This window comes from Candidatus Gracilibacteria bacterium (genome assembly GCA_010119145.1).
In the GTDB taxonomy this organism is placed as follows: Bacteria; Patescibacteriota; Gracilibacteria; order BD1-5; family UBA6164; genus JAACSU01.
Genome location: JAACSU010000007.1, coordinates 55,706 through 81,821 on the forward strand (window position 1 = coordinate 55,706; position 26,116 = coordinate 81,821).

Here is a 26,116-nt window from a genome sequence, read left to right on the forward strand (position 1 = left end):
ATTATTTATAATATTAACTCTTTTCTTGATACATATGTACATCACTCTGAGGAAATGGAAAGTGTAGATTATTTTGATCAAACTCTTTTTTAATAGTCTCTCGCAATTCAAAGGATACTGCAAAGTAATCTTCGGTTTTACACCATACTCTGAGAGCAACTATTACTGCATTATCTCAGAGCTCTTTCACAACAACCTTTACAGGATGTGTTCCTTCGTCAATAATACACTTCATATTACTATGTGCTATTTCAGTGAGTACCTTTCTCCCTGTATCAATGTTGTCTGTATAGGCTATTCAAATATCCATATCTATTTGTCGTTCTTCTGTGAGAGAGTAATTTACAATACTTCATCAAATAGCGTCATTGTTTGGGATTATTATAATTCGAGTATCAACGGTTTGTAATTTTGTGCTAAATACCGTTATGTCAATAACACTCCCAGTATAATTATCTATTTCTACAATATCTCAAATTTTGTAAGGTCGAAATATGAGTATAACGATTCAACTTGCAAAATGACCTAGCGTTCCAGATAGAGCTCAACCAAGAGCAAAACCAGCAGCAGCAATTAGAGCGACAAAACTTGAAGTTTGTACTCAGAGTATTCAAATGACCGCAAGTATAACCAAGGCTCTCAGTATATACCTCAATAAATTTACGAGAAAATTTTCTACTGTAGGATCAAAACCTTGATTATTAAATATTTTTCTGAGTCACTGTGATATTCCGTGTGCTACTTTAAATCCTATCCAAAATACGAGAATAGCTCAGATTATTTTTGGAAGAATTGAGAGAGATGCACCAATAAGGAGTTCATAGTATGAATTAATATCGGTATAATCAAAACCTTCTAAACTAAAATTCATGTATTTGATATTTTATTAAATTAAAATTGTCTTTCCTGTAATTTTGTCTCATTTCTTAAAAAATCATTAGAAAATGGTCACATTTTTCAGAGAGTAATTTCACTTAATTTTCCATTAGAATCCCTATTTTGCACTTGTTGACCTAACCCACAGAGTCTAGAAAGCTCAACATCACTTGAGCTTTCTATAACTTTTGGAGTGTAAAGATTTATTTCTTCAACGGTCATATCAAAAGCCACAAGCATAATTTTATCAGTAGTCATTTTTTCAGAAGCTAGTATATCTTCTCAGAGTACTTCTATTTGATCATCAGAGAGATGTCCTGATATTAACTCGTACTTTTCTTCTGAAACTCCTCTGATAAGTAGTAAATTTGAAAGTATTTGAACCGCAGTTCTGGCAACTTGATTGGTCAATAATGTTTCACTTGAATTTTGATTCTCTGGAGTTTTGTTCATTACTATTTATTTATGAAAATATTACTTCTACTTTAACATGATTTATATAAAAGAGCTAATTTTTAATTTCGTAAACTTACATACAACATTCGAAACATTTTTTGGTGAAAATCTGCAAGGGCTTTGTGTTCGATGATGATACTAGTTTCAGTAGTGAAATCGATATATGCTATTTTGTTTCCATATAATGTAAGTGATACATTATCTGCGAAGTCGTCAAATTCTGGTGGAATAGTGATGAGCTCTCTCTCAAGACGTGGAAGTTTTTGCTTTGCTCCCGAATCTGACATGATAACATATCTCTCAAGTTGTTTTGCGTCTCTTTTACTACGATAATCTTTTGGGAGATATGAACTTGCAATAGCGACGTCTTTTTCAGAACTTACTCTATAAAATACTTCTCAAGCCTCAAGAGTATGTACTATATCAGAAAATACAGCAGCAACTCATTTTTTTCATTCTCTATATATCACTCTTGGTTTGTTGTCCTGAGTAGAAAATTGTTCAACGAGTTTTTCTATATTCGATTCTTGCTCAGCGTTTTGAGCACTATGAATATCTTGAATAGTGTGTGGATGAGCTGCTATATAGTTTTTTCTTTTCCCACGATTTACTTCAAGTACGAGACCTGATTCTAATAGATAGGGAAGTTGCCTATAGATCTCTACTCGATGCATATCTAGAAGTTTTGTTATATCTGCGATGCTTTTTTCTCCTTGCTCAAGCAATAAAAGATAAATCTTTGCTCCATGTTCTCCCACTCAAATAGCTTTCAGTATTCCGATATATTTATCCATATGACACACGAATGTTATAAATTAATATTATAAGTATATATAAGTCATAGAATTATAAAAATTATTATTGTATTTTTTCTTGTTACAGAAAAGTTATTTAAAAAAAACCTCGACTATCGAGGTTTTTTTCTTTCTGGTCGGATGTAGAGTTTTCCATAAGAACCCGTTTTTTTAAGTTCTGCCTTTGATTTTGGTGGAGCATATTTTTTAGCCTTCGCTGAGAGTTTTGGTCCATTATGTTTAATCACTTGGTCATGAAAAGAATCATCAATTATCACTTTGATATTTTGTCAGATATGTTTTTCTACTGCATCCAGATACGGTTTTTCTTGTTCGATACATATAGATATAGCCAGACCTGATTTTCAAGCTCTTGCAGTTCGTCCGATTCTATGAACATAGGTTTCTGGTTCTGCAGGGATATTATAATTTACGACACATGAGAGCTCTGCAACATCGAGTCCTCTTGAAGCGATATCAGTAGCAACGAGAACTTTTATATCTCAATTTTTAAGCGCAAGAAGAGCACTTTTTCTTCCATTTTGGGACTTGTTTTTTGAAATACTTTCACATTTTACTCCAGCAAGTTTTACAAATTTTTCTACATAATCTATATCATCTCGTGAGCGAACAAATATGATAATAGATTTAAGATCTTTTCTTTTTACGATTTGTTGGATTATTTTTTGTCGGTGACTCGCTTTTGCCATGTATACTTGTTGTTCTACTTTCGTAACAGTTGGAGTCTGAGCTTCAATGTGAAATCTCTTTGGATCTAGTAATAGTTCTCAGGCAAGTTCTCGAGTAGCCTTGGGCAAGGTTGCTGAAAAGAAGAGTGTTTGTCTTTTAGATGGAACTCTCTTGAGTATTTTTTTGATGTCTCAGAGAAATCATAGATCGAGCATTCTATCAGCTTCATCTATTACCAATATTTCTACGTAAGAGAGTTTTACTTTAGATTGACTGATAAGGTCTTCCAGTCTTCATGGGGTAGCAATGAGAATATCTACTCATTTTTCAATTGCTTTAATTTGATGAAAATCGTTTACTCCACCAAATATAACGGTTGATTTCATATTGGTATTAGTACAAAAATCTTTGATACTATCTCAAATTTGACCAGCAAGTTCTCGAGTTGGAGCAATGATCAGAGCTTCAATCTTTCTTTTAATCGGTCCATCAGGTAGATTACGAGCTTCTCGTGCTATATATAAGCGTTGAAGCATAGGGAGAGCAAAGGCGAGCGTTTTTCCACTTCACGTTTGAGCACTTGCTAAAATATCGTGCCCATGAATGGCAGGTGGAATCACAGCCTCTTGAACTGGAGTTGGGATTTTGAAAACCTGTTTATCAAGGGCTTTTGTCAAAGGGGGAATAAGTCACAGTTTTTCGAATGTCATATCTGATTGTTGGTTGAGAAATTTTTATAGGAGTATATTGCTAATTGCTCAGAAACAAATTTTATACCAACACTTCTTTAAATTTAAATGTTTTTCATGTCGGAATTTGTCATAATTCTTTCATTCGGTCTAGTTCTTGCTTGCCTGTTCGTACAATATTGTTATCTGGACTTAGATCTAAAGAGAGCTCTTTGGAGATGGTTTTTCTTACATCATCTCGCGTACCAATTATTGCTTTTATTATTTCTCATGCAGAGAGGAATCTCTCAGTCGAATCGATTATTATCCATGGTGCATGAGCAGAATCAGTATGTTCTAAAATTTGATGTTTGGCAAGTGTATATTGTCACCATTTTTCTTGCGCTTCTGCATCAACAGGTGATGACTTCCATCTTTTTCTCACTCATTCACGAGCCTTTAGTCTTTCTTTTTGAACTTTTTTTCAAATGGAAAGATATATTTTCAGAAAATCAAATCATTCATCTACAATACCTGCTTCAAAATTATTCACATATTGCATAAACCAATCATATTCTTCTTGTGTACAAAAACCCATTGCAGCCTCAACTCAAGCTCTATTATACCAAGATCTATCATAAAATTGGATACTTCATTTTTTAGGAAATGAAGAAGAAAATTTTTTAAACCAATTTTCTCATTTTCTTTCTTCTGGAGTCGGAATTCATTCAAATGCTGTTACTCAAAATTTTCTATTATTAAGCTGTTCGTTTACTTTCTTAATATTACTTCCTTTTCCAGCAGTATCACGTCCATCAAGTGTAACAATCACTCTTTGTTTTGTGTCTTGAAGTATTTCTGCCCAATAAGAAAGAGCCCCCTGGAATTCTCTGAGGTAATCTTTTTCTTCTCATTCTTCAAATCGTTTTACAATGAGCTCAATCATTGTTACATCCATTCAACTTTTTATGAGACTTTTTCTCAGTATATTTTGGTCATATGAGGGAGAAATATGATTTTGTTTGTTCATAGTTATATTTTGAATAATATTATTTTAATATAAAATAATATTATTATTTGTCAAAAAATATAATATAAAGTATTTGAACTTTAATGAATAAATTCTTTTGATTTTCTTACCTTTCTAAAATATAATGAACTTATTAATTTATAAATAGGAAATATGGAAATTACAAAAGACAATTTTGAAGCAGAAACTTCTAAAGATATGATTTTACTTGATTTCTGGGCTGAATGGTGTGGTCCTTGTCAAGCTATGATGCCAACACTTGCTGAACTTGAAAAATCTGGAACAAAGGTTTGAAAGATAAATGTGGACGAGCAACAAGAACTCGCTGCTCAGTTTAGAGTGATGAGTATCCCAACTTTTATTCTTTTCAAAGATGGAAAAGCAGTTGAACAAATTATAGGTGGACAGAGTCTTGAACAACTTCAAACAATTGTGAAAAAACACTCATAAAACATAAAAATATTTAATATATTCAATACAGGCCCCTTAAGGGGCCTTTTATGATGCCAAAAAGAAATGAAGTGTTTTCTTATACAAATCTCTTGCAATTGCTCAGTATTATGTATGAGTATTAAATTTTAAATAACTCCCTATGTTATATATCTTACTCATTCTCGCAGCTGCAATATTTTTCTCAGTTGAGAACCATATGCAAAATATGTCAGAAAAAAGAAAACAAATTCTTTTTCTTGAAAGATAAAAATTTAAATAATCTAATATTATATATCTAATTTTAACATTATGACTCACAAAATAATTACTCTTTGCATTACATTTTTTCTCCTTACACTTGGAATGAATTATTTATCAGCAAATGCAGAAGACAAATTTATCCAAGAAGTTGAATTATCTTCTGAATCTAACGATTTTGAATCGTATGTGAGTCAAAATGAGTTAGGAATGCTTGAAGTCACTCTTCTCACGAAATAATTTTCATACGAACTAAATAGATTTTTTATAAAAATCTATTTTTTTGTCACTTTTTTTTGAATCATTCGTTGTAATACATGTTATCTTATTTTTTGATTATTAATTTTATGAAAACTGTTGTTACGTCTGCAATTATAGCTTCGCTCCTTGCAGCTTCCAGTATATCGAGTTATGCAATATATGATCCAAGTAATCCAAACCCCTCTTCCACTTGAGAAAATGACATAATGATTATGTCAACTCAAATTGCTCCAATTTCGTATCAGGAATACAATACTCAAGAATCTTTTGAAAGATCTGAGGGTCATATTTGTGAGAGCGCGAGCGACTGAGTAAATACATTTATGATGAAAGAAGGAAAAGTATTTGCTGGGACAAAGATTGGATATCCAGAAAATTTTACTCCAACATGGAAATGTAATAGTTATATTTCAGATGAAATAATTTCTTGGAGTCAAAGTGATAAAAACGAATATAATACTCGTATTGACAGAGCAACTCCATCTGAAAAATGAAAAGTTGAATTTACAATTCAAAAAATTAACAAATTTTTAATGACGTATTCAACTTCTGGGAGAGATATAATGCTTGATAGAATACTAGAATTTATAGATACAAAAGTGTGAGATATTATTATGAATAATCCTCAAGATGTTGCTCTCCCTGATGATGTAACATCAATCTATACTATGCTACGATATTTACGATATGAATTAGTTCTTTCTAAATCAGATTCTCAAACACTTCCTAAAATTGGAAATGTTGCCCCTATTACTTATACGTGTGAAGACGGTGAAACTACTTTTAACGTATACGCAGCTGATTATATCATAGATGATATGGCATTTAATGTTGAAATAGATGAAATACACGTGAGTGATGGTGATTTTTTCCTTCCAAATTATGTTGCAACAAAAGTTGCATCAACAACTGGTGAAAAATATGTATGAAGAAATACAGAAACTAACGAAGCATATTCATTTGTACTACAATCTAACAAATTGACTGTTTACAAAGATAATATGAAGACTCATACTTGTTCAAAATAATTTTGGTATTATGTAAAAAAAGATTCTCACTTGAGTGAGAATCTTTTTTTTGTAGTATGGAGAAAAATATAGCGAGAAATATATGAGAAAATTAAATATTTGTACAGCATGAAAAAAATTTATAAAGACAAAATCCTGAATATTCCAGAAACAGATATGTTTGATAACACTTTTCTCTTTGAATATTTAGAGAATATTACTTCTTCTTCAGATAGAAAAATTATTTATATATCTGAATTACTTGAAGCAAGAAAAAATGCTGATATTTTACAAAACATATCACAAAAGCCAGCGATGTACTCTGAGGTCTATTCTCCAAAAGATGAACTTGAAATATTTACGAGTTTATTTGAGAAAGCACTGCGTGAAAATAAAAAAATTCACATCGTTTGAGTAACACTTGCAGAAGAAATCAAAATGCTCGAAGCGTATTATGAAAGTCTCTGATTTATGCGTGAGGATATAAATGCTTTTGATATAGATTTTTCTATTCCACTTGTTACGGTGAGCTGCATGATTGAAAATCTCATATGGAAGGGAAGTGATTACAAGGCTCAAAGAAGTAAGATATTTTTTAATCCACCTATTAGAGAAACTGGTCATAACAAGGCTCTTTTTAAATGAATTACTCGAGGGGTTATAGCCGGAATTGAACTTTGAGATTTTACATTAGAAAAACAAGATTATATTTCTATGTGTGTAAAAGAAGAAAAAATACTAGCTCTTTTTATGGGAAAAGTGCTGAAATATAACTTAGAAGATGCAGGATTAGTAGGAAATATAAAGGAACTTAGAATTGTATACTAGAAATTTGCCATTAAAATAATTTAAGTATAATCTACTTTTATTTTATAGTTAAATTGATCCTATATGCTCAGTCCAGCATACCAAGCACAACAAAGTTTTATTGAAAAAGATAAAGAAAAACAATTAATTTTAGAACATTTTGATTCCCTCGTATATCAAAGATCTTATGATAGAGATACATATACTGAGCACTACAGCGAACTCCAAGAGAAGATTAATAAAAGGCATGATTTATGAAAAAATATTGATCTTCTCTCTCAACTTTGACATCAAAACTTTAAAATAGACGTATCTCTCAGGAAAGAATCTCCGAAAAAAATTTTAGAGTGTTTAGAAATTATTGAATTTGGAGATGAATTTTACTGTCTTATTAAAGGGAATAAAATTAAAAGACTTTTAGAATTCAGAGATTTCGAAAAAGTTTCATATTCAAATGCTTTAACTCGAATTCTAAGTGCGCTCAAATAATTCTTCCCAAATAATATCCTCCCATTTTTTCATTTCTTCATACTCTGCGTCCTGTTCGTGATCAAAACCGATGATATGTAAAACGGAATGAATAACGAGTTTATAAAATTCTTTTTCTGTACCTAGTCAATATTCTATTCATTGAGAAACTATTTTTTCTTCACAAAATATGAGTTCTCCTGCAATATCCTCATCTCTAAGCCCAGAAAAATCTTCATAATAATGAAAGCTGAGAACATCCGTAGCTTTATCAATATGTCTATACGTCTTGTTCAAATTTTGTATACCAGAACTGTCTAAAAATATTATATTGAGTAGTCAATTTTGATTTGTCAAAATATGCTTAGAAATACCCTCTACTATCTCGTCAAGAGTATTTTGAGAATATGAAAATTGTGGTTTTTCTATGATATGAAGCGAAAACATGTAAAAAACTTGTAAGAAAGATAATAAATTTGAGTATAAAAAATTTGCTAATAAAGTCTAGCCGGAGTATAATACCAATGATTTCTGTTCTATAGGAGGCAGGTCCAATAATTTTTTTCTTACAACAAAAAATTTAACAGGAGGTGTTCTACACTAGCTGTCTAGGTGAGGGTTTACTCCTTCCGAAAGACTAAGGCTCTTCCGACAAAGTGTTTCACAAGAAATACAAAATCTTGGACTGACCATAGATACGGATACAAATTAAATATTATGTAAGAATCAGGCTTTCGAGTTTGATTTTTTTTTTTTGTAGGATATAATATCCATAAGAGATTTAAGTAAAATTATAAAAAAAATATGACAGCAATTATTTCAGAAGAACAAGTGAAAAAACTCAGAGAGGCTCATGTTGCAGTACCAGATGTGAATGAAACTTGCATATGATGTTCTGCGTGTGTTGCTATTGCACCAGATGTATTTGAGCTCAACGATGATGGACTGAGTGAAGTAGTATCAAGAGAGAACTATGAAGGTCTTGAAGTAGATGACGCTATTGCAGCGTGTCCTGTAGATGCTATTTCTTGGGTAGAATAATAATCGAAATAAAAAAATCTTCTTTTTAAAAGAAGATTTTTTTATTTACTCTTAAGCTTTGAGTATTCATACAGTCAGTTTATATACTCGTTAATAGTTATACTTAATATAAAATATACTATGAAAAATACTTATAAATATTACATTGCAGCTGCAATTGTCATAATATTGTGATTTTTGTGAGTGGTCGGTGCAAATTATATAAAGTATCAAAATGACTTGGAGAGCAAAGAATCAAATTTATCGAATACTCAGAATATTTGAGAAGCATATTTTGCAGGATGATGTTTTTGGTGTGTAGAATCAGGTTTTGAAAAATATAAAGATGAATGAGTCATTGATGTGGTGAGTTGATATGCAGGTGGAAATACAGTCAATCCCACATACAAAGAAGTTTGAACTTGAAATACAGGTCATCGAGAAGCTGTAAAAGTACTATATGATACATCTAAAATAAGCTATGAAGATTTATTGAAGATATTTTGGAGACTTGTAAATCCAACTGATAATGATGGGCAGTATGTTGATCGAGGATTTCCCTATACCACTGCTATATTTTATCAAACGAGTGAAGAAAAAGAGGCTGCTGAAGCATCAAAAAATCAACTCTCGTCATCTTGAAGATACGATTTAGAACTCGTTACTCCAATAATACCGTATTCAAATTTCTACGATGCGGAGGACTATCATCAAGATTTTTATATAAAGAGTCCACTTAGATATAATACTTACACAAACGCTTCTGGAAGAAAAGAGTATCTCAGTTCCATATGGTGAGATGATGTGCACTATGATATTGTAAAGTAAATTTTTATGCGTTTAGAGAGACTTGATATACTTAGATGAGTTGCTATAGTTATGATGGTTATCTTTCATATTCAATACAGCTTACAAAATTTATTTGGAGTAGATATTACTTTTATTCCAGATTTTTTTTGGTTTTATTTTGGTAAAATATCAGCATTACTATTTATTTCTATTGCCTGAATATCTTACTTTTTAGCTGAACGAAAGTATTGAGATGCAATATATAAAAAGTATTTCAAATATAGCTGAATATTGGCATTTTTTGCATTACTCATAAGTATTTGAACCTACTTTTTTATGCCAAGTCAGTTTATAGTTTTTTGAATACTACATTTTTTTGCACTGAGTTTTTTGATTCTTCCATATATTACAAAGCTTAAATGATGGACTTTTCCACTCGCAATAATCATTATTATTTATGGAGTATTTTTTATAAAAGTAGTAGATTCTCAATTTCTATTTCCTTTAGGATTTATGTATCCATGATTTAAATCAGCCGATTATTATCCATTTTTCCCATATTTCTGAGTAATGTTACTCTGATATTCTGGAGCTTTATTTCCTATGAAATATAACTATCTAGAAAAAATTTTAAAAAAGAAAAGTCCAAATTCAAAATTTGAATCTGGACTTATTTGGTCAGGGAAACATGCACTTATTATATATATCGTTCACCAACCAATTATATATATATTCATAGCAACAGTAAGTATGGTATTTCTGAAGTTTACGTTTTAGCTCAGACGTCATAATACAGAAATTCATTTGAAAATTTACTAAGTACCTTTTTTGTAGCTCGAAGATGTGCTTTAATTTCAGAATCAAAATCATCAATTATATCTAGCTTAGAGAGCTGTTCCAGATTTTCTGACATCTCTTTCAGTACAAATGGGCTCTCTTTAGCGTAGTGTCGTATTTGTGTGAGAGAGAGTTCAATAAGTTCTCAATAGGTAAGTTCTTGAAATATGATTCGCGGATTTTTCTTGTCATCCCAATGCACAATATTTGGCATTTTATATGTTGAAAGTTCTCATAGAAATGAAAATATTCGAGAGAGACTTGAGAGAGCTGTAAATGGATCATTTATTCCAGGACTCAGTGCTCGCACAGCAATTTCGACAAGTTGTTGGAGTGAAAACTTGATATCTCATAAAGGACTCCTCGTTTTAGAAATACTTATACAATTTGTCAGGGCTTGAAGTATATCTGGGTCCAACATTTTTTTCGCTGATATTTGAATGAGTGAACTTCAAAGAATACTAAAATCACCCGAGATTTTAAGGACTCGTAATAATATATCTTCATCACTGGCTATGCTCATGAGTTTCTCACGATCTATATGAGTAATATATCCTCAGGTTATAGCTACTATTTCACTTATATGTTTATACTTCGTTAGACTGATTTCAAAGCGCCCAAGTTCTATGTTTTCATCCATGGATGCTTCTTTAGAATCTTTTTTATTTTCCAACTTTTTAAGATTGAGAGAGAGCTCTTCATATATTTCTTTGAGTAAGGTATCTGCCTGAATCGACAGTGCAACATGGTGTATATAAAAAATAAGCAGAATAATATTTGCAAGCGCAGATATGAGAGCAACAAATATAGAAATATCTGGAAAAAAATCTATATAATTTTCACTTCTGATAATTCTGAGTGTGAGGAGGCAATAGGTAAAAGTAGCGAGATATGAGCCAAGTACAATTTGATTGAGTCTATTACTCATAAAGTTTTTAAGAATTCTGGACCCAAATTGACCTGAAGCAAGTGTAAGAGCTACGAGTGTTATTGAAAAAACAAGCCCAGCAAGAGATATCATTGAACTTGAAATAGTAGAAAGTATTTGCCTATAAGAATCAACGGATCATTCTAAAAAACTGAGATAGGGAATATTGATTCATAGTCCAGAACTTGAATCTAGGTACACTGTTAAAAAAGAAAGGACTCATCACGCAAATATGATAAGTATTGGAAGAAACCAAAAACTGGTAAAAAGAAATGCCTTAAGTTCTAATATTTTAGCTTTCATAATTTTTTTTAAAAATATTTACTTTCTATAATATGTGATAATCACATAATTAAAAACTTTTATATGTTCTAATAATTACTATAATAGATTAATAAATAAGTAATTTATATTTTTATTTTTATTTTCATGAATCAAAAATTTTGATTTACATTGGTAGAACTTATAGTTGTAATAACTATTATATGAATCCTTTCTACGGTATGATTTGTATCGTATTCAAACTATCTCACTTGAGCGAGAGACTCAAATAGGATTTCACAGGTCGTAAAAATTTCTGATTCACTACAAGTTTATTCAACAAATAAAAATCTCCCGATTCCTGATGATAGTGTGAATGTATTACTATCTTGAAGTGTTATTTGATATCAGTGATACCTTTGATCTGATGCCCTTGAAACTATAGATTATACAAATGGAGGAAAAGACCCAAAGGATGATTTATTTTTTACTTACTACGTTGATACATCTCGAAGAGGATTTCAATTATTAAGTTATTTTGAAGAAAATAGCAATCTCTCATCAAGTGTACAAAATATTACAAATGCTGTAGATTATTCCGATAGATTCTTGAAGTTATACTGAAAAAAACTTTGAATCGTAACTCAATGAGAATCAAATATTCCAATTCAGGAAATTAGTTCATTAGGATGACAATTAGATTTAGCTACGAGTACTATCAATTATACTCTCAATTTTTGAAATAACGACGTTTTCACTGCCAGCTGATATACGCTGTATGCTCTCACAAATGCTCGACTTTGAACTGACACTCCTGCTTGTGATGTTTGATTTATTGGTGTGCCAGGAAATAAGGAATTTAACACATCGTGATTTTGTGTCGCTCAGTTTGAAATGAGTTATGCTGATGCTGATACTCCCAACTCTGTAAAATCAAATTCAGGTTCTAACTCCGTAGCATATATACCTTGAAAAAAACTCGTATCAAAGTCTTGAAAATATCCGATAGCTGATATTAGTCAAGAGAGCGCTATACGAGCATGTAAAACACTTTGAACATGATATCATCTCATAAATGATAATGAATGGATGACTATTGCTAGAAATATAGAATCTGTGTGAACCAATTGGTCCAGCTGAAAAGTAGGTCAATGATTTATTTACAATGGAGTCTCAGATGATCTGACGACTTGATGTGGTATAACAGGGTGAGTCACTGAACCACGAGTCAGAGGGACAAGGACAGGTAAGATTGCAAATGAACTCTGTAATTCTCGTAAATCACATAGCTTATCTAATGGAAAAACTGTATGGGATATGGCTTGAAACCTATGGGAAGAAGTAAACAAGGATTCAAGTGTTGAAGGAACTAATTTTAATTTGTGACAAACTGTAATGGCTGGTACATCACCTTCAACAAGTTTTGATACAGATGGAATATATGATACTGCAGATATGAAAAAGTATGGATCAGCGTTTCTCTATGGAACTGCAAATGGTATGTGAACCGTATACAGGTGAGACTGAATAGCATGAAACAGATTTATGAGATGAGCAACGGCTTCCGATAGGACTTTTACTTGAATATATTCAATAGACTTTGATAGATATACAGCCCTTGATTCCTATAATGATTCTCAAGGATTTGTATGATTTAGATGTGCCCAATATAAATAAAGTAAAAAAGAAAAAAGACTCCTGAGTGAGAGTCTTTTTTTTATATATTTATTTATAGAACTACTCAGCTCATAAGTTAGCTTCCATTCTACGCATTATTTCTTTATTAATAGAGTTATCATCGTGTTCTATCATAGAAAAAAGCGTATCTTGATTGAGTACTATTGTATTTACTGGACTTTTTGAGATGATAGTAGCACTTCTCTCTTCTTCATTGAGCAGTGCTATTTCTCAAAATATATCTCCCGCAGAGAGGTGAGCACTCATTTCTCAATGAATAAATACTTCTACTTCTCCTGATTCTATAATATACCCATTTCCATCTGGTATATCTCATTGTTCCATAATTATTTCTCAGGCAGCAAATGATGTACGTTCTGAATTATTAATTATTTCTTGAACTACTTCGTCAGTGATGCCATCAAATATTTTCAATTTTTTTGTATTTTTAAATAAGTCCATTGTGTGTGTTTTTGAGATAGGAAAATAAACATTAGTTCTAGCATACTACATAATCTTAAATCGTTCAAATTTTGCATCTCTTTTTTTTATATGCTAAAATAAATAACATATATATAAATAATATTATTTACTTGAGCCAAGTATTATTACATCAGGTTTTACTGTTTCTTCTCTCACCGAGTATGATATGAGTGTATACAACTTTTATTTTACTGATAATTATTTGTTTCGTATTATCATATTCTCCACAATCTAAAATAAGTATTACTCTAGAACTTATTTTTGAAAAAGGCTATATTTTTTTTGAGGAAATCGTAGGAAAAGAGTCTAAAAAAATACTTCCTTATATTGTAAGCTTGTTTTTTTTGCTGCTTATTATCAATCTTTTAGGAGTAGTGTCAGATTTTATAGCTCCTATTTTAGGATTTTCCCCTGAGTGAGAATTTGTTCTCAGTCAATATTTTCAGACTCCAAGTGCTGACTTGAGTTTTAATCTCGCAGTTGCACTGGTGAGTATGATTCTTTTATTATGAGTTCAGTTTTCACATTTTGGTTTCAAAAAAGCTATATATAGTTATGTGCCTATATTTGGGAAATGATACCTATCTTATACAGCTGGCAAAAAAAATGCAAAAATGTATCTTATATTCTATCCACTTGTAAAATTCTTTGATATTGTATTATCACTTTTTCTTTCTTTTTTAGATATCGTTGGTCTCTTTGCAAAAGTAGTATCACTTTCATTTCGTCTCTTTGGAAATATAGCTTCTGGATGAGTATTACTGATACTCCTATTTTGAGCGCTCAATGATTTCACTCAAAAAATAAGTACATTTATGGGAGGAATAAATTTTCCTGTCATTTTTCCCCTGATTCTCTACGCACAAAGTACATTGGTAGCTTGTATACAAGCAATGGTGTTTGCACTATTGGTAGCTATATTTATACGAGTAAGTCAGTTAGAGGCAAGTCAGTAATTTTGTGCTCAATAAAGAGATATGTTACTCTATTATTATAGTTATTAAAATAAAAATATGGATATTTCAGCTATGTCAATGTGAGCAGCACTTGCTGTTTGACTATCTGGTCTCGGAGTTGCACTGGGGGAAGCAGCACTCGCACGAACTTCACTTGAAATGATGGGGAAGTCACCGAGACTCTCTGGAACGATGATGATTTTTACAGTACTTGGTATCGCGCTCGTAGAAACTGCAGTTATCTATGGTCTCGTTGTAGCATTTTCAATTATTGGATCAACAGCCTGAGATGCAAATCTTATTGGTGCTGGACTCGTAATTGGTCTTACTGGTTTTGGAGCTGGTCTTTGAGAGGGGATGCTTCTAGCAAAAGCTCTTGAAGCAGTAAATAGAAATCCTGAAAATAAAAATCAGATACTTCAATATATGGTATTATTTGCAGCATTGGTAGAAACTTCTGCTATTTACGGACTCACAGTTGCACTTAAACTTATAGGATAAATATACATTTCAAATGCCAGATATAGATATCTACATCGTCCTTGCTCAGATAATAAATTTTGGGATACTTCTTGCAGTATTTCATTATTTTATTGGGAAAAAACTTACACAAAATATTGAGCAAAGAAAAATACAGCTTGAAAAACTCAGAACAGCAGAGGAACACTATGAGCAAAAAATGTCACTTGCGAGACAACATAAACAAGAACTACTTGATGGAGCGAGAAAAACGACTGCAGAACTTATGCGTGAATCAGAGATAATAGTAGACCAAAAAGCTAAAAATATCATCTCTATCGCACATAAACAAGCACTCAGTATTTTAGAGTGATGAAAACGCGAAGTAGAAAAAGAGCGAAGGAGTATGCTCGTGCAAATGAAATCTCATATTCTCGATGTATCTCTGAAACTCAATGAAAAGATGTTTGGAAAAAATGAGGCCAACAGAGAATATATCTCTGAAGAAATTAAAAAAATGAATACTTAAAATTAGACATTATATATTCTTATATACAATAGACTTAAAATTATTTTTTGAGTCTATTTTTTATGCTCTGAGTCCTGTTAAAAATCAACATCATAATTTTGGGTAATTTACTTGCTTTTTATCTTATTTGACTTATACTCGACGCGCTTTTTGGCACTGGCAACCTTATGAGACTCATAAGTATCTGTTTTTCTCTCCCTGTTTTGGGCTTGATAATGTACTTCAAAGCATGAAAATTATTACAAGATATACAAACAATTTCACCTATCAATGACAACAGAGAATCAAACAAATAACTCATATGACATTACTGATGCAGAACTTCATGATGCAACAGGAACTGAGCATGCAGAAGGACCACATATACCCCTTATTCAAGGAGAGCAGGTATATGGACCAATCTCAAATACGAGTATAACAACGTTTATATTCCTTCTTATTGTTATTGTTGTTTCTCTCCTAGCTAATAAAGCACTTAAAACAAATAAGGATTCAAAACTTAAAACATTTTTTCTTCACTTTGTAAAATTCTTTGATGATCAGATGAGAGAATCATTTTCTACAAAAAAAGAATCTCGTAAATATTATGCACTTATAGTTGGGATGTTCTCAATTATTCTCTTCGGGAATCTCTTTGGACTTATTATAGATTGGTTTGGTATGTCAGTGACACCAACACTTCTCACGTATATGAGACCTATGCACAGTGATCTCAATACTACTCTTGTTCTCTCGCTTATTACAGTGGTACTCATGCTCGTGATTCAGGTTCGTTCTCAAGGGGCTGTTGGAATGACGAAGTCATATCTTTGGAATTTTAAATGAGATAATATTGGAATGAAGCTCATTAATGTATTTGTAGGTTGGTTGCATTTCCTTGGACTTCCTGCAACTCTTGCATCACTCTCACTGAGACTCTTTGGGAATATATTTGCAGGTATTGTGCTTATTTGAGTTATAAGTTATCTTATGGCTTCAGCAACAAGTGTGTTTTTTGAAGCTGGGAGATTGCTTGCTATACCATTTTGGTTCTTTGAGGTATTCGTTGCGCTTATACAAGCAATTGTATTTGCATTTCTGATGATAGCATACTTTAAGCAATCAGCGGAACACCACTAAAAATTAAGGTATTCATTTTCTTAAATATATTTTGAGAGAATGCCATTTTAATTTTTATTATAATTGAACTATGGAAACAGAAGGAATGAAAATGTTAGCTATGGCTTTAGCTATTGGTCTTGGATCATTTGGTCCTGCAATCGGTATTGGTCTAATCGGGAAAGGAGCACTTGAAGCTCTTGGAAGAAACCCTGAAGCTTCAGGAAAAATCCAATCACTTGCAATTCTCGCTATTGCCTTTGCAGAAGCAGTTGCAATCTACGCTCTTGTAATTGCATTTATTATCGGTTTCGTACTATAATAGAACAAACAGAGACTTTATAGACTTAGAACCTATTTAATATATGGCTACTCCAGCAGAAAATACATGACTTACTAATTTACAGTTTGTAACGGTAGAGACTTTTGTGATTCAATTTATCATCATCCTTATTGTTTTATGGGTGTTAAATAAATTTGTATTCCGTCCGTATCTTGCATATCTTGATGAATGGGAAGCAAAACAAAAAAAAGTTCAAGAAGACTACAACAATGCTGAGTCTATTCTTGAAGAAAAGAGAAAACAAGGAGATGAACTTCTCGAAAAAGCACGTTTTAAATGAAATAGTGTTATTGAGGAAGCTGAGTCACTTGCAAAGAGTAAAAAGGATGCAATTTTACTTGAGGCTCAAACACAAGCTCAAGAATCAATTACGCTTGCTCATTCTCAAATCGAAAAAGAGAGACAATCTATGTTGTCTCAAATTAAGAAAAATGTGGTAGATATGACCTTGAGACTCAATGAGAAACTTTTTAAAGACTCAAAAGTGTCAAAAGACTTTATCGAAAAAAATATAGATTCTCTCTAAAAAATACTTCTCAATGAAAAATATAGACGCACTTAGCTTGCCTGAAATGAAAGTTCTCCTATGAAACCTAAAAACCTACTCAGATATGAGTAAGAAACTAGGTCATCGAGGAAGAGATTTATTCCAAAGACAAATAACTGGATCAAAGAATTTTGTAGTTGAATATTTTCCAGCATTTGGGGAAGATGCTGCTTGGGAACAAGCTCAAGTAGTATTTAAAAAAAGTTTCAATTCGTCTCCTAAAAGAGAGGAAGTTCAATTTGAAGCAAAAGAATCTATGAAAGGAGGTATGAAAGTTTTTGTGGATGACAATATGGTAGATATCAGTTTCACAAAGGTTGAAAGACTCTTACAAAAATAAAAATTCAAAGCGTATTTTCCTTACGCACAATATTCTCACTTTTGGGATTCTTGTGTGTGAGGAAAATAGATAAACATTATACTTTAATCTAAAAAAATATATGTCAAACGATGTATTGCAGTCAATTATTTCAGAAATTGAGACAAAAATAGACTCTACAAATCTGAATCCAGAAATCGAAAATGTCGGTGAAGTATTTTATCTTTGAGATGGTGTTGCTAAGGTTTCAGGCCTCGCAAAAGCATCATACAATGAAGTTCTAGAATTCGAAAGTGGAGCAATCTGAGTAGCTCTCAATCTTGAGGATCATTACGTTTGAGTTGTTGTTCTTTCTGGTTTTCAAAAAATAAAAGAAGGTGAAACAGTTAAAACAAGTGGAAAAACTCTTGAAGTACCTGTTGGTCCAGAAATGATTGGTCGAGTAGTTGATGCACTTGGTCGTCCTATTGATGGTCTCGGAGAAGTAAAAGCGAAAGAAATGTACCCAGTTGAGAGACAAGCAGAATGAGTAATGGCTCGAAAATCAGTTCACGAACCTATGGAAACAGGTATCAAGGCTATTGACGCGCTTGTGCCTATTGGTCGAGGTCAAAGAGAGCTTATTATCGGTGACAGACAAGTTGGGAAAACTCAAGTTGCAATTGATACTATCCTCAATCAAAAAGGACAAGGAATTACATGTGTGTATGTTGCTATCGGTCAAAAAGAAGGGAAGGTTTCACGAATCGTTGAAAATCTTCGAAAAGCTGGAGCGATGGATTATACAATCGTAGTTTCTGCATGAGCTTCTGAACCAGCTGCTATGCAATATCTTGCTCCGTATACTGGGTGCGCGATGGCTGAGTATTTCATGTTCAATGGAAAGCATTCTCTTATTATCTATGATGACCTTTCAAAACAAGCAGTAGCTTATAGAGAAATGTCTCTTCTTCTTAGACGTCCACCAGGTCGAGAAGCTTATCCTGGTGATGTATTCTTTCTTCACTCTAGACTTCTAGAACGATCAGCAAAACTTAACGATGAACTAGGAGGTGGTTCTATGACTGCTCTCCCAATTATTGAAACACAAGCAGGTGATGTATCAGCGTATATTCCTACCAATGTAATCTCTATTACTGATGGGCAGATATTTCTTGATACCAATCTCTTCAACTCATGACAAAAACCGGCTATCTCAGTTGGTCTCTCTGTTTCTCGAGTTTGAGGATCAGCTCAAATGAAAGCTATGAAGAAAAACTCAGGGACTCTCAAACTTGACCTTGCTCAATACCGAGAACTTGCAGCATTTTCTCAATTTGCTTCAGATCTTGATGAAGCAACTCGAAAACAACTTGATAGAGGGGCAAGAATGATGGAGTTACTCAAACAAGGACTCAATGCTCCTGTTCCAGTTCCTAAACAAGTTGCAGCTCTCTATGCTGGTTGAAAAGGATTCCTTGATACTATTCCAGTAGAAAAAGTACTGAAGTTTGAAGCTGATTTACATGCTTCACTTGATGAGGAAAAAACTGTACTTAAGGCAATTACGGACGAAAAAAATATATCAGAAGACACGGAAGCAAAACTTATTAAAATCATTGAAAAAGTAGTAGAACTTAATAAATAAAAACTATCTCATCTTATGTCAAACGCTAAAGAGATAAAACGTAAAATCGGAAGTATTCAAAATACTGCTAAAATCACGAAAGCGATGGAGCTTATTTCAACAGTAAAGATGAAAAAAGCTCAAGAACTCGCTCTTTCTAAGAAAGATTTCGTGCTTGAGATGTTGAAAATTTTTGGAAGAATTGAAGAATTTCTCCATGATTTTCCATATTTTTCAAAATTTGAAAGTAAAAAAACTCTCGCAATAGTTATTACTTCAAACAAAGGACTTTGTGGTGGGTACAATGTAAATGTACTGAAGAAAGTAAATGAGTACGTCAAAGAAAATCCTGATCAAAATCTTGAGTATATAACGCTTGGGAAAAAAGCCTCAGCTTTTGTTGCACGAACTGGGAACACACTTCTTGCAGACTTTTCTCCAGAATTTACAGATAATATTGATCCACTTTTTATTAAATCAGTGACTCGACTCATTTATGAAAAATACTTGAGTGGGGAATACGGAAAAGTAGTTATATTTTATAACTATTATGTAAACTCTATAAAGCAAGTACCAATAGCACGAGAGTTTCTTCCTATTGATGATGCAGCCGTAAAAAAATATCTAGAAGATGTAGTAAATGATCCAGAAGCACTGAGAGAAATAGAACATGACGTTACAGACTATATCATAGAACCATCAATGGAAGCTATTGCGATGGACGTGATTCCAATGATACTTGATATGATGTTTTATGATATTGTTCTCGAATCAAAGGCATCAGAACATTCAGCTCGAATGGTTGCCATGAAGGCTGCAAAAGATAACTCTAAAAAAATCGCTGACATGCTTACACTTGCTTACAACAAAGCAAGACAAGGACTTATTACTCGGGAAGTATCAGAAATTGTAGCTTGAGTGGAGGCACTTAAAGATACCTAGATTGACAAAATTATGAAACAGAGTAGAGTTTAAAAAGTTTAATTTTTAAATATCAAATGATGAGAGATTTACCCCTAGTAGTGAAAATAATCATAAATATTGTATTATACATACTCTATGTGCTTGTTATTTCAGTTATTTTTTCTATCATATTTCCTCTTGTGATTTCAGTATTTTGAGGAACGGTTCCTGATCCAAGTCTTCCTGAAAATGTTGAACTTTTTAATAAAATTCAATACTTTATACTCCTCCTCGTTCTCGTAGTATCACTCATTTGAAGAAAATACTTCTACATTGGACTTAGTAAAAAAGAATCTGACGTAGTGGTCGTTCAGGCAAAAGTTAAAAAAACAAAAGATTCTTCATCAGTTTTAGATGAAGACGAAGATGAAGATATAAAAATATATGTAGATAAAGAGATTAAATAATCTCAGGATTTCTTCAAATCCTCAAGTAAAAGAAAAATTTCTTTTGTTTGAACGTTTGAACAAAGCAATGTACATACGAATTCCCAAGTTCGTATCAGTAATTCTGGAGAAACTACCAATCATTGTAGCCAGAATACTACATAACATTCTTCCGAAAAAAACAAGATAAAATTTTTAGAATCTAAACAAAAATATTCATTATGAATACAGGTGTAATTACAAAAATAATCGGAGTCGTAATCGATGTTAAATTTGACTGAGGATTTGTTCCAGCAATTTACGATGCTCTTGAAGTGAAGGGACATAGCTCAAGACTCGTTCTAGAAGTACAACAACAACTTGGTGACGGTGTTGTGCGAACTATCTCTATGGGTTCAGTTGAAGGACTCCAAAGAGGACTTGAAGTCGAAGCAACTGGGAGAGCTATAACAGTTCCAGTTGGAGAACAAGTTCTTTGAAGAATGTTTAATGTACTGGGTGATCCTATCGATCATATGGAAGCTCCTAAAACAGAGTTTACAGATCCAATTCACAGATCAGCTCCAAAGTTTGCTGACCTTTCAAATCAAGCTGAGGTGTTTGAAACTGGAATCAAGGTTATTGACCTTATTGCTCCTATGCTTAAATGAGGAAAGGTAGGACTCTTTGGAGGTGCATGAGTAGGGAAAACAGTTATTATCCAAGAGCTTATCAATAATATCGCTCAAGGTCATGGAGGGTACTCAGTATTTGCCTGAGTAGGGGAACGAACTCGAGAATGAAATGACTTATACCATGAAATGAAAGAAGCAGGAGTACTTGCAAAAACTGCGATGGTATTTGGTCAAATGAACGAAGCTCCAGGACCAAGAGCAAGAGTAGCTCTTACAGGTCTTACTATGGCTGAGCATTTCAGAGATAGAGAAAAAAAGGATGTTCTATTTTTCGTAGATAATATATTCAGATTTACGCAAGCAGGTTCAGAAATTTCAGCACTTCTCGGTCGAATACCTTCAGCAGTAGGGTATCAACCAACTCTTGCTACAGATATGGGAGCGCTTCAAGAAAGAATTACATCAACAAAAGATGGTTCTATTACTTCAGTTCAAGCAGTATATGTTCCAGCTGATGATCTCACAGATCCAGCTCCTGCTACTACATTTTCGCATTTAGATTCTACTGTTGTACTCAATCGTTCTATTGCTGAACTTGGTATCTACCCAGCCGTTGATCCACTTGATAGTACTTCTACAGTACTTGATCCAAATGTTGTAGGTCAAGAACATTACGATGTTGCTCGAAATGTACAAAAAATACTTCAAAAATATAAAGAACTTCAAGATATTATTGCCATTCTTGGTATGGATGAACTCTCTGAAGAAGATAAAAGAACAGTTTGAAGAGCAAGAAGAATTCAAAAATTTCTTTCTCAACCATTTTTCGTAGCTGAACAATTTACTGGAACTCCAGGAGTATATGCTAAACTCTCTGATACTATTACAGGGTTTAAGAAAATTATAGATGGTGAAATGGATCACATACCAGAAAGTTTCTTTATGTATAAAGAATCAAGTGATGCAGTTATGAACGCATTTGAAGCAAGTAAAAAATAATTCATACCCAAATCAAACTTATGAAATTAAAAGTCCTTTCATTTTCTGGAGAGAGTTTCTCACATGATACTGTACTTTCTGTCACAATTATGACGAAATCTTGAGAGATAACAGTTCTTAATAGACATAGTCCTATGATAGCATCTATAGAACCATGTGTCTTATATACAGTTTTTAAAGATGAAAACGGTATGAGTCAACGAGAAGACTTTGCTGTAGGTTCTGGAGTAATCGAGGTTCACAATTCAAGTGTGAAAATCATGGCAGATATGCTCATTGATGTTGAAGAAGTAGATCTTGATCAAGCTGAAATTGCAAAACAAAGAGCTATCGAACTGATGGAAAAATATAAACATTCAAAAGATCAAGTTGATATGGAGAAATTTATCGAAGCAGAAGATATGCTCCTTAAATCTATCGCTCAATTGAAATTATACGATTTAAAACGTTAATATTATTTAGTCAATCTCATCCACTTGCAAGAAGCTTCTTAATCCTTATAAATATACATATTATTTATAAGGATTTTTTATGTTTAAACTTACAAAGCAAGCCTTTACACTCGTAGAATTAATTGTCGTGATAACGATTCTTGCGATTCTTGGAACCATAGGTTTCATATCTCTGCAATGATACTCTCTGAGCGCTCGAGAATCTACTCGTATAAGTGATCTGGCTACTATTCAACGGGCATTAGAATTTTTTCAAACAACAGAATGATATTACCCTGAACCTACAGATTTTATTGAAGTCACATATTCATGATCACTTGCATGGAAACAATGAATATTTTGAGACGATACGAGAAATACAGTTCAAAGGATTTCAGAAACTCCAACAGATCCTCTTCTTAATTCTCCTTATGCCTATTCAACAACTAATACGCGTCAAGAATACGAACTCTGAGCTATTAGTGAGAGTCCATTCTCTGCCTATAATATTGGAATTAATAAAGCGAATGCTGCAAACACTTTTTTTGTAAATGTTGTATGAAATTATAATAGAGAAATTGTAGCTGTGGAACAATCAGAATTTGTCTATATATTGTGAGTTCCTACTATTATAACGAGTGAAATAAATGATGTCACAATAGAGCAAATATACACCAATCAAAGTTTTTCAATCAAAAATTCTAAAAGTCTCCCTTGAAATTTTGAAAATATACTTCCAGAAGGCCAAACTCTCAAAGATGGAAATAGCTTCACTCCTTGAGTTGTTGTAGGGACGACCGCACCATTACTGTTTGGTGGACCACTTCAGGCACTTTCAAATTCAAATACGAAACAAATTTTATGAGAAAATATCGTTTCGTATTATACAAACTCTAATATAGGACAACAACGTACGTATGATTCTATTAGAAATACTATAGCATGAAAAGAAGTGCAGCTTGTAGAAAGAATCTTACTTCATAACAAATCAGGAATAGATACTCAGTGACTTATTGCTAACTCAGCTACTCCTTCAGAGACTGTAAGCCCTCCAGTAGTAGATACAGAATGTTTTAACCCAAGTAATATCTGAATCGTTGGTACATGGGACGGATGTAATGGACTTTTAATTGTAGATAGATCATTACTCAATCAAGTTGTAGCCTATGATACAAACAATACGAATCCAGCAGTCGTAGTGTGAGGTACAACTTTTCGAACTTTTCTTCCAAACTGAGTCTTTACTGGTCAAATTACAGATTTTTCAAAAGTGTTTCAATCAAATCTTACTTTTAATAATGATATTTCGTATTGGAATACCTCAAGTTGAGTAAATTTTGAATTTATGTTTGATGGTGCTAAAGCCTTTAATCAAAATATTTGAAGTTGGAAAATGAATAATGCTACTTCTCTCCTAGCTATGTTTCGAGGTGCAAGTGTATTTAACCAAAATTTAAATTCTTGGAATATTTCCAATGTATATAGAATTTGAAGTATGTTTGCTGGAGCTTCAGTATTTAATGAACCACTTAATAACTGGGACACTGTATCTTTTTCATGAAGTTCGGCTGTTAATTATACCTTTGATAATGCCACAAAGTTTAATCAACCCTTGAGTAATTGGAAAATGCAAAATGTAACCAGTCTTTTTGGAACTTTTAAATGACCAAGTGATTTTAATCAAGATATTTCATGATGGAATACTTCAAATATCACTAACATGTGAGCGACTTTTAGGAATAATCAAAGCTTTGTTCAAAACCTCTCAACTTGGTGTGTTACTAAAGTTGCTATTAAACCTTCTAACTTTGATGAAAATACTCATTCTTGATTTTTGAATAATGCGTCCATTCAACCTCAATGGGGAACTTGCCCGTAAATGAAAACTGAGATTATTCTCAGTTTTTTTATTGTAAGAAAATTGTATTTACTATGCTGTTATATATTTGACAAATAATATAAGTTAGTATAGTAGAAATATAATATATCTTGTATTCAAGTTTATGAAAAAAATATTTTTGATTTTTTTACTTACATTTTTGTTTCTGACCCAAGTACAGGCAGGACTTTTTGAATATCATGTAACTGGAAAAAGTGCTTGAGTTTCTCGCTCTCTAGCACCTGACATTGAATCTCTTGAAGTACAAGCGAGTTATACCTATAATCTTAGAAAAACTGGGTGATATCTCAATACCTCTTCACCTTATAGCAAGACAAACACCTATACTAGGAAGTATAATAGAGCATCTAAAAACGTGTTTGCAAATGATTACTATAAATCTCAGTGAAACAGGATGTATTCAGCAGCAGAAAACACACGAAGGAACAATGATACTAGATTATGTTACAGTAATTCTCAATATCAGGAATATAGTAACCAAGACAGCTATTACCCTAAAAATTGCTCCGGTTTTACAAAAACAAATTACACTACTCAGCCATCATGGGTGAATCCAGATTTACCAATTATTAAAAATTGAAGAATATATATAAAATAATAATTATGAAAAAAATAATACATATCGCTCTTATTGGAATGTTGCTTACTCAATCGTATATGGTTCACGCGGTTGTAAACTATGACTCTATCCCTCCACAAAACGATTATAATATTGATTATAATAACTTTCAGGAGTCAGAGTACAACATTGATTACAATAATTTTAAAAGTGCTGGATACAACATTGATTATGATCAATTTCAAAAATCTAAATATAACGTTGATTATAATAATTCACAGAAAGCTGCTCAAAATAATATTGATTACAATAACTTCAACTCTAACGGTTCAAAGATAGATTATGATAATTTTCAAAAATCTAAATATGATATCGATTATGATAATTTTAAAGAATCAGGTTATAATATTAACTATGATGATTTTCAAAAGAGTAAAAATAACATCGACTACAATAAATTCCAAGGCAGTGAATACGACATCGACTACGATAAATTCCAAGGCAGCGAATACGACATCGACTACGATAAATTCCAAGGCAGCGAATACGACATCGACTACGATAAATTTCAAGGCAGTGAATATGATATAGACTACAATAAATTCCAAGGCAGCGAATACGACATCGACTACGATAAATTTCAAGGCAGCGAATACGACATAGAC

32 protein-coding genes are annotated in these 26,116 nt (G+C 32.5%); 24 read left to right on the forward strand and 8 right to left on the reverse strand.

Annotation, left to right across the window (positions count from 1 at the left end):
• Positions 1-13: 13 nt before the first annotated feature.
• The 5 genes from GW846_00525 to GW846_00545 form a co-directional block, all read right to left on the reverse strand.
• Positions 14-871: a mechanosensitive ion channel gene (locus tag GW846_00525; protein ID NDK09248.1), complete on the reverse strand. Its 858-nt coding sequence runs from the start codon at positions 869-871 to the stop codon at positions 14-16.
• A 20-nt stretch (positions 872-891) separates the two neighbouring features.
• Positions 892-1,329: a hypothetical protein gene (locus GW846_00530; protein NDK09249.1), complete on the reverse strand. Its 438-nt coding sequence runs from the start codon at positions 1,327-1,329 to the stop codon at positions 892-894.
• 62 nt (positions 1,330-1,391) lie between these two features.
• On the reverse strand, positions 1,392-2,126 hold the full coding sequence (locus tag GW846_00535) for a hypothetical protein (protein NDK09250.1): 735 nt from the start codon (positions 2,124-2,126) through the stop codon (positions 1,392-1,394).
• Between the two features lie 113 nt (positions 2,127-2,239).
• Positions 2,240-3,526: a DEAD/DEAH box helicase gene (locus GW846_00540; GenBank protein ID NDK09251.1), complete on the reverse strand. Its 1,287-nt coding sequence runs from the start codon at positions 3,524-3,526 to the stop codon at positions 2,240-2,242.
• A 61-nt stretch (positions 3,527-3,587) separates the two neighbouring features.
• Positions 3,588-4,514 carry a hypothetical protein gene (locus tag GW846_00545; protein ID NDK09252.1) on the reverse strand — a complete coding sequence of 309 codons (927 nt, stop codon included), beginning with the start codon at positions 4,512-4,514 and terminating at the stop codon, positions 3,588-3,590.
• A gap of 153 nt (positions 4,515-4,667) precedes the next feature.
• Between GW846_00545 and trxA the strand changes: the two genes are divergently transcribed.
• The 5 genes from trxA to GW846_00570 all read left to right on the forward strand — a co-directional run bounded on the left by trxA (position 4,668) and on the right by GW846_00570 (position 7,768).
• Positions 4,668-4,964, forward strand: a complete 297-nt coding sequence (gene trxA / locus GW846_00550; protein NDK09253.1) for a thioredoxin — start codon at positions 4,668-4,670, stop codon at positions 4,962-4,964.
• Positions 4,965-5,255: 291 nt separating this feature from the next.
• Positions 5,256-5,444 (forward strand): hypothetical protein, encoded by a 189-nt coding sequence (locus GW846_00555; protein ID NDK09254.1) that lies wholly within the window; start codon positions 5,256-5,258, stop codon positions 5,442-5,444.
• A 107-nt stretch (positions 5,445-5,551) separates the two neighbouring features.
• Positions 5,552-6,493, forward strand: coding sequence for a hypothetical protein (locus tag GW846_00560; protein ID NDK09255.1), 942 nt, complete (start codon positions 5,552-5,554; stop codon positions 6,491-6,493).
• Positions 6,494-6,601: 108 nt separating this feature from the next.
• On the forward strand, positions 6,602-7,300 hold the full coding sequence (locus GW846_00565) for a hypothetical protein (protein ID NDK09256.1): 699 nt from the start codon (positions 6,602-6,604) through the stop codon (positions 7,298-7,300).
• 63 nt (positions 7,301-7,363) lie between these two features.
• Positions 7,364-7,768, forward strand: coding sequence for a hypothetical protein (locus GW846_00570; GenBank protein ID NDK09257.1), 405 nt, complete (start codon positions 7,364-7,366; stop codon positions 7,766-7,768).
• Here the strand turns inward: GW846_00570 and ybeY are convergent.
• Positions 7,751-8,194, reverse strand: a complete 444-nt coding sequence (gene ybeY / locus GW846_00575; GenBank protein NDK09258.1) for an rRNA maturation RNase YbeY — start codon at positions 8,192-8,194, stop codon at positions 7,751-7,753. The genes GW846_00570 and ybeY overlap by 18 nt on opposite strands.
• A gap of 357 nt (positions 8,195-8,551) precedes the next feature.
• Here ybeY and GW846_00580 point away from each other — a divergent pair, with 357 nt between their 5' ends.
• From GW846_00580 to GW846_00590, 3 genes are all read left to right on the forward strand, one after another.
• Complete coding sequence (locus GW846_00580; protein NDK09259.1) at positions 8,552-8,788, forward strand: ferredoxin; 237 nt, start codon at positions 8,552-8,554, stop codon at positions 8,786-8,788.
• 120 nt (positions 8,789-8,908) lie between these two features.
• Positions 8,909-9,595, forward strand: a complete 687-nt coding sequence (msrA, locus tag GW846_00585; protein NDK09260.1) for a peptide-methionine (S)-S-oxide reductase MsrA — start codon at positions 8,909-8,911, stop codon at positions 9,593-9,595.
• A gap of 6 nt (positions 9,596-9,601) precedes the next feature.
• Positions 9,602-10,333: a DUF1624 domain-containing protein gene (locus tag GW846_00590; protein NDK09261.1), complete on the forward strand. Its 732-nt coding sequence runs from the start codon at positions 9,602-9,604 to the stop codon at positions 10,331-10,333.
• Here the strand turns inward: GW846_00590 and GW846_00595 are convergent.
• Positions 10,323-11,624 carry a DUF2254 domain-containing protein gene (locus GW846_00595; protein ID NDK09262.1) on the reverse strand — a complete coding sequence of 434 codons (1,302 nt, stop codon included), beginning with the start codon at positions 11,622-11,624 and terminating at the stop codon, positions 10,323-10,325. The two genes, GW846_00590 and GW846_00595, sit on opposite strands and share 11 nt — an antisense overlap.
• Positions 11,625-11,750: 126 nt before the next feature.
• Here GW846_00595 and GW846_00600 point away from each other — a divergent pair, with 126 nt between their 5' ends.
• The gene (locus GW846_00600; GenBank protein NDK09263.1) at positions 11,751-13,259 is read left to right on the forward strand and encodes a prepilin-type N-terminal cleavage/methylation domain-containing protein; all 1,509 of its coding nucleotides are present in this window, start codon (positions 11,751-11,753) and stop codon (positions 13,257-13,259) included.
• 60 nt (positions 13,260-13,319) lie between these two features.
• On the opposite strand, the gene GW846_00605 is transcribed toward GW846_00600, so the two are convergent.
• A complete protein-coding gene (locus GW846_00605; GenBank protein ID NDK09264.1) occupies positions 13,320-13,721 on the reverse strand; it encodes a cyclic nucleotide-binding domain-containing protein in 402 nt (133 codons plus the stop codon).
• 131 nt (positions 13,722-13,852) lie between these two features.
• On the opposite strand from GW846_00605, the gene GW846_00610 reads away from it, so the two are divergent.
• The 15 genes from GW846_00610 to GW846_00680 all read left to right on the forward strand — a co-directional run.
• Positions 13,853-14,698, forward strand: coding sequence for a F0F1 ATP synthase subunit A (locus GW846_00610; GenBank protein ID NDK09265.1), 846 nt, complete (start codon positions 13,853-13,855; stop codon positions 14,696-14,698).
• Positions 14,699-14,755: 57 nt separating this feature from the next.
• The gene (gene atpE, locus GW846_00615) at positions 14,756-15,199 is read left to right on the forward strand and encodes an ATP synthase F0 subunit C (GenBank protein ID NDK09266.1); all 444 of its coding nucleotides are present in this window, start codon (positions 14,756-14,758) and stop codon (positions 15,197-15,199) included.
• Between the two features lie 13 nt (positions 15,200-15,212).
• Entirely contained in the window at positions 15,213-15,686 is a 474-nt protein-coding gene (locus tag GW846_00620; GenBank protein NDK09267.1) for a hypothetical protein, read from the forward strand.
• Positions 15,687-15,956: 270 nt separating this feature from the next.
• A complete protein-coding gene (locus tag GW846_00625) occupies positions 15,957-16,805 on the forward strand; it encodes a F0F1 ATP synthase subunit A (protein ID NDK09268.1) in 849 nt (282 codons plus the stop codon).
• Between the two features lie 70 nt (positions 16,806-16,875).
• Complete coding sequence (atpE, locus tag GW846_00630; protein ID NDK09269.1) at positions 16,876-17,106, forward strand: ATP synthase F0 subunit C; 231 nt, start codon at positions 16,876-16,878, stop codon at positions 17,104-17,106.
• A gap of 43 nt (positions 17,107-17,149) precedes the next feature.
• Positions 17,150-17,653, forward strand: a complete 504-nt coding sequence (locus GW846_00635) for an ATP synthase F0 subunit B (GenBank protein ID NDK09270.1) — start codon at positions 17,150-17,152, stop codon at positions 17,651-17,653.
• 13 nt (positions 17,654-17,666) lie between these two features.
• Positions 17,667-18,014 (forward strand): hypothetical protein, encoded by a 348-nt coding sequence (locus GW846_00640; protein ID NDK09271.1) that lies wholly within the window; start codon positions 17,667-17,669, stop codon positions 18,012-18,014.
• A gap of 100 nt (positions 18,015-18,114) precedes the next feature.
• Positions 18,115-19,620, forward strand: a complete 1,506-nt coding sequence (locus GW846_00645) for a F0F1 ATP synthase subunit alpha (GenBank protein NDK09272.1) — start codon at positions 18,115-18,117, stop codon at positions 19,618-19,620.
• Positions 19,621-19,635: 15 nt separating this feature from the next.
• The gene (gene atpG, locus GW846_00650; protein ID NDK09273.1) at positions 19,636-20,541 is read left to right on the forward strand and encodes an ATP synthase F1 subunit gamma; all 906 of its coding nucleotides are present in this window, start codon (positions 19,636-19,638) and stop codon (positions 20,539-20,541) included.
• 56 nt (positions 20,542-20,597) lie between these two features.
• Positions 20,598-20,969: a hypothetical protein gene (locus GW846_00655; GenBank protein NDK09274.1), complete on the forward strand. Its 372-nt coding sequence runs from the start codon at positions 20,598-20,600 to the stop codon at positions 20,967-20,969.
• A 200-nt stretch (positions 20,970-21,169) separates the two neighbouring features.
• Positions 21,170-22,561: a F0F1 ATP synthase subunit beta gene (gene atpD / locus GW846_00660; GenBank protein ID NDK09275.1), complete on the forward strand. Its 1,392-nt coding sequence runs from the start codon at positions 21,170-21,172 to the stop codon at positions 22,559-22,561.
• Between the two features lie 20 nt (positions 22,562-22,581).
• A complete protein-coding gene (gene atpC / locus GW846_00665) occupies positions 22,582-23,013 on the forward strand; it encodes an ATP synthase F1 subunit epsilon (protein ID NDK09276.1) in 432 nt (143 codons plus the stop codon).
• A gap of 79 nt (positions 23,014-23,092) precedes the next feature.
• Complete coding sequence (locus tag GW846_00670) at positions 23,093-24,871, forward strand: BspA family leucine-rich repeat surface protein (protein ID NDK09277.1); 1,779 nt, start codon at positions 23,093-23,095, stop codon at positions 24,869-24,871.
• A gap of 124 nt (positions 24,872-24,995) precedes the next feature.
• Positions 24,996-25,490 carry a hypothetical protein gene (locus GW846_00675; protein ID NDK09278.1) on the forward strand — a complete coding sequence of 165 codons (495 nt, stop codon included), beginning with the start codon at positions 24,996-24,998 and terminating at the stop codon, positions 25,488-25,490.
• Between the two features lie 5 nt (positions 25,491-25,495).
• The coding region (locus GW846_00680) for a hypothetical protein (protein NDK09279.1) at positions 25,496-26,116 on the forward strand (621 nt) is incomplete at its 3' end.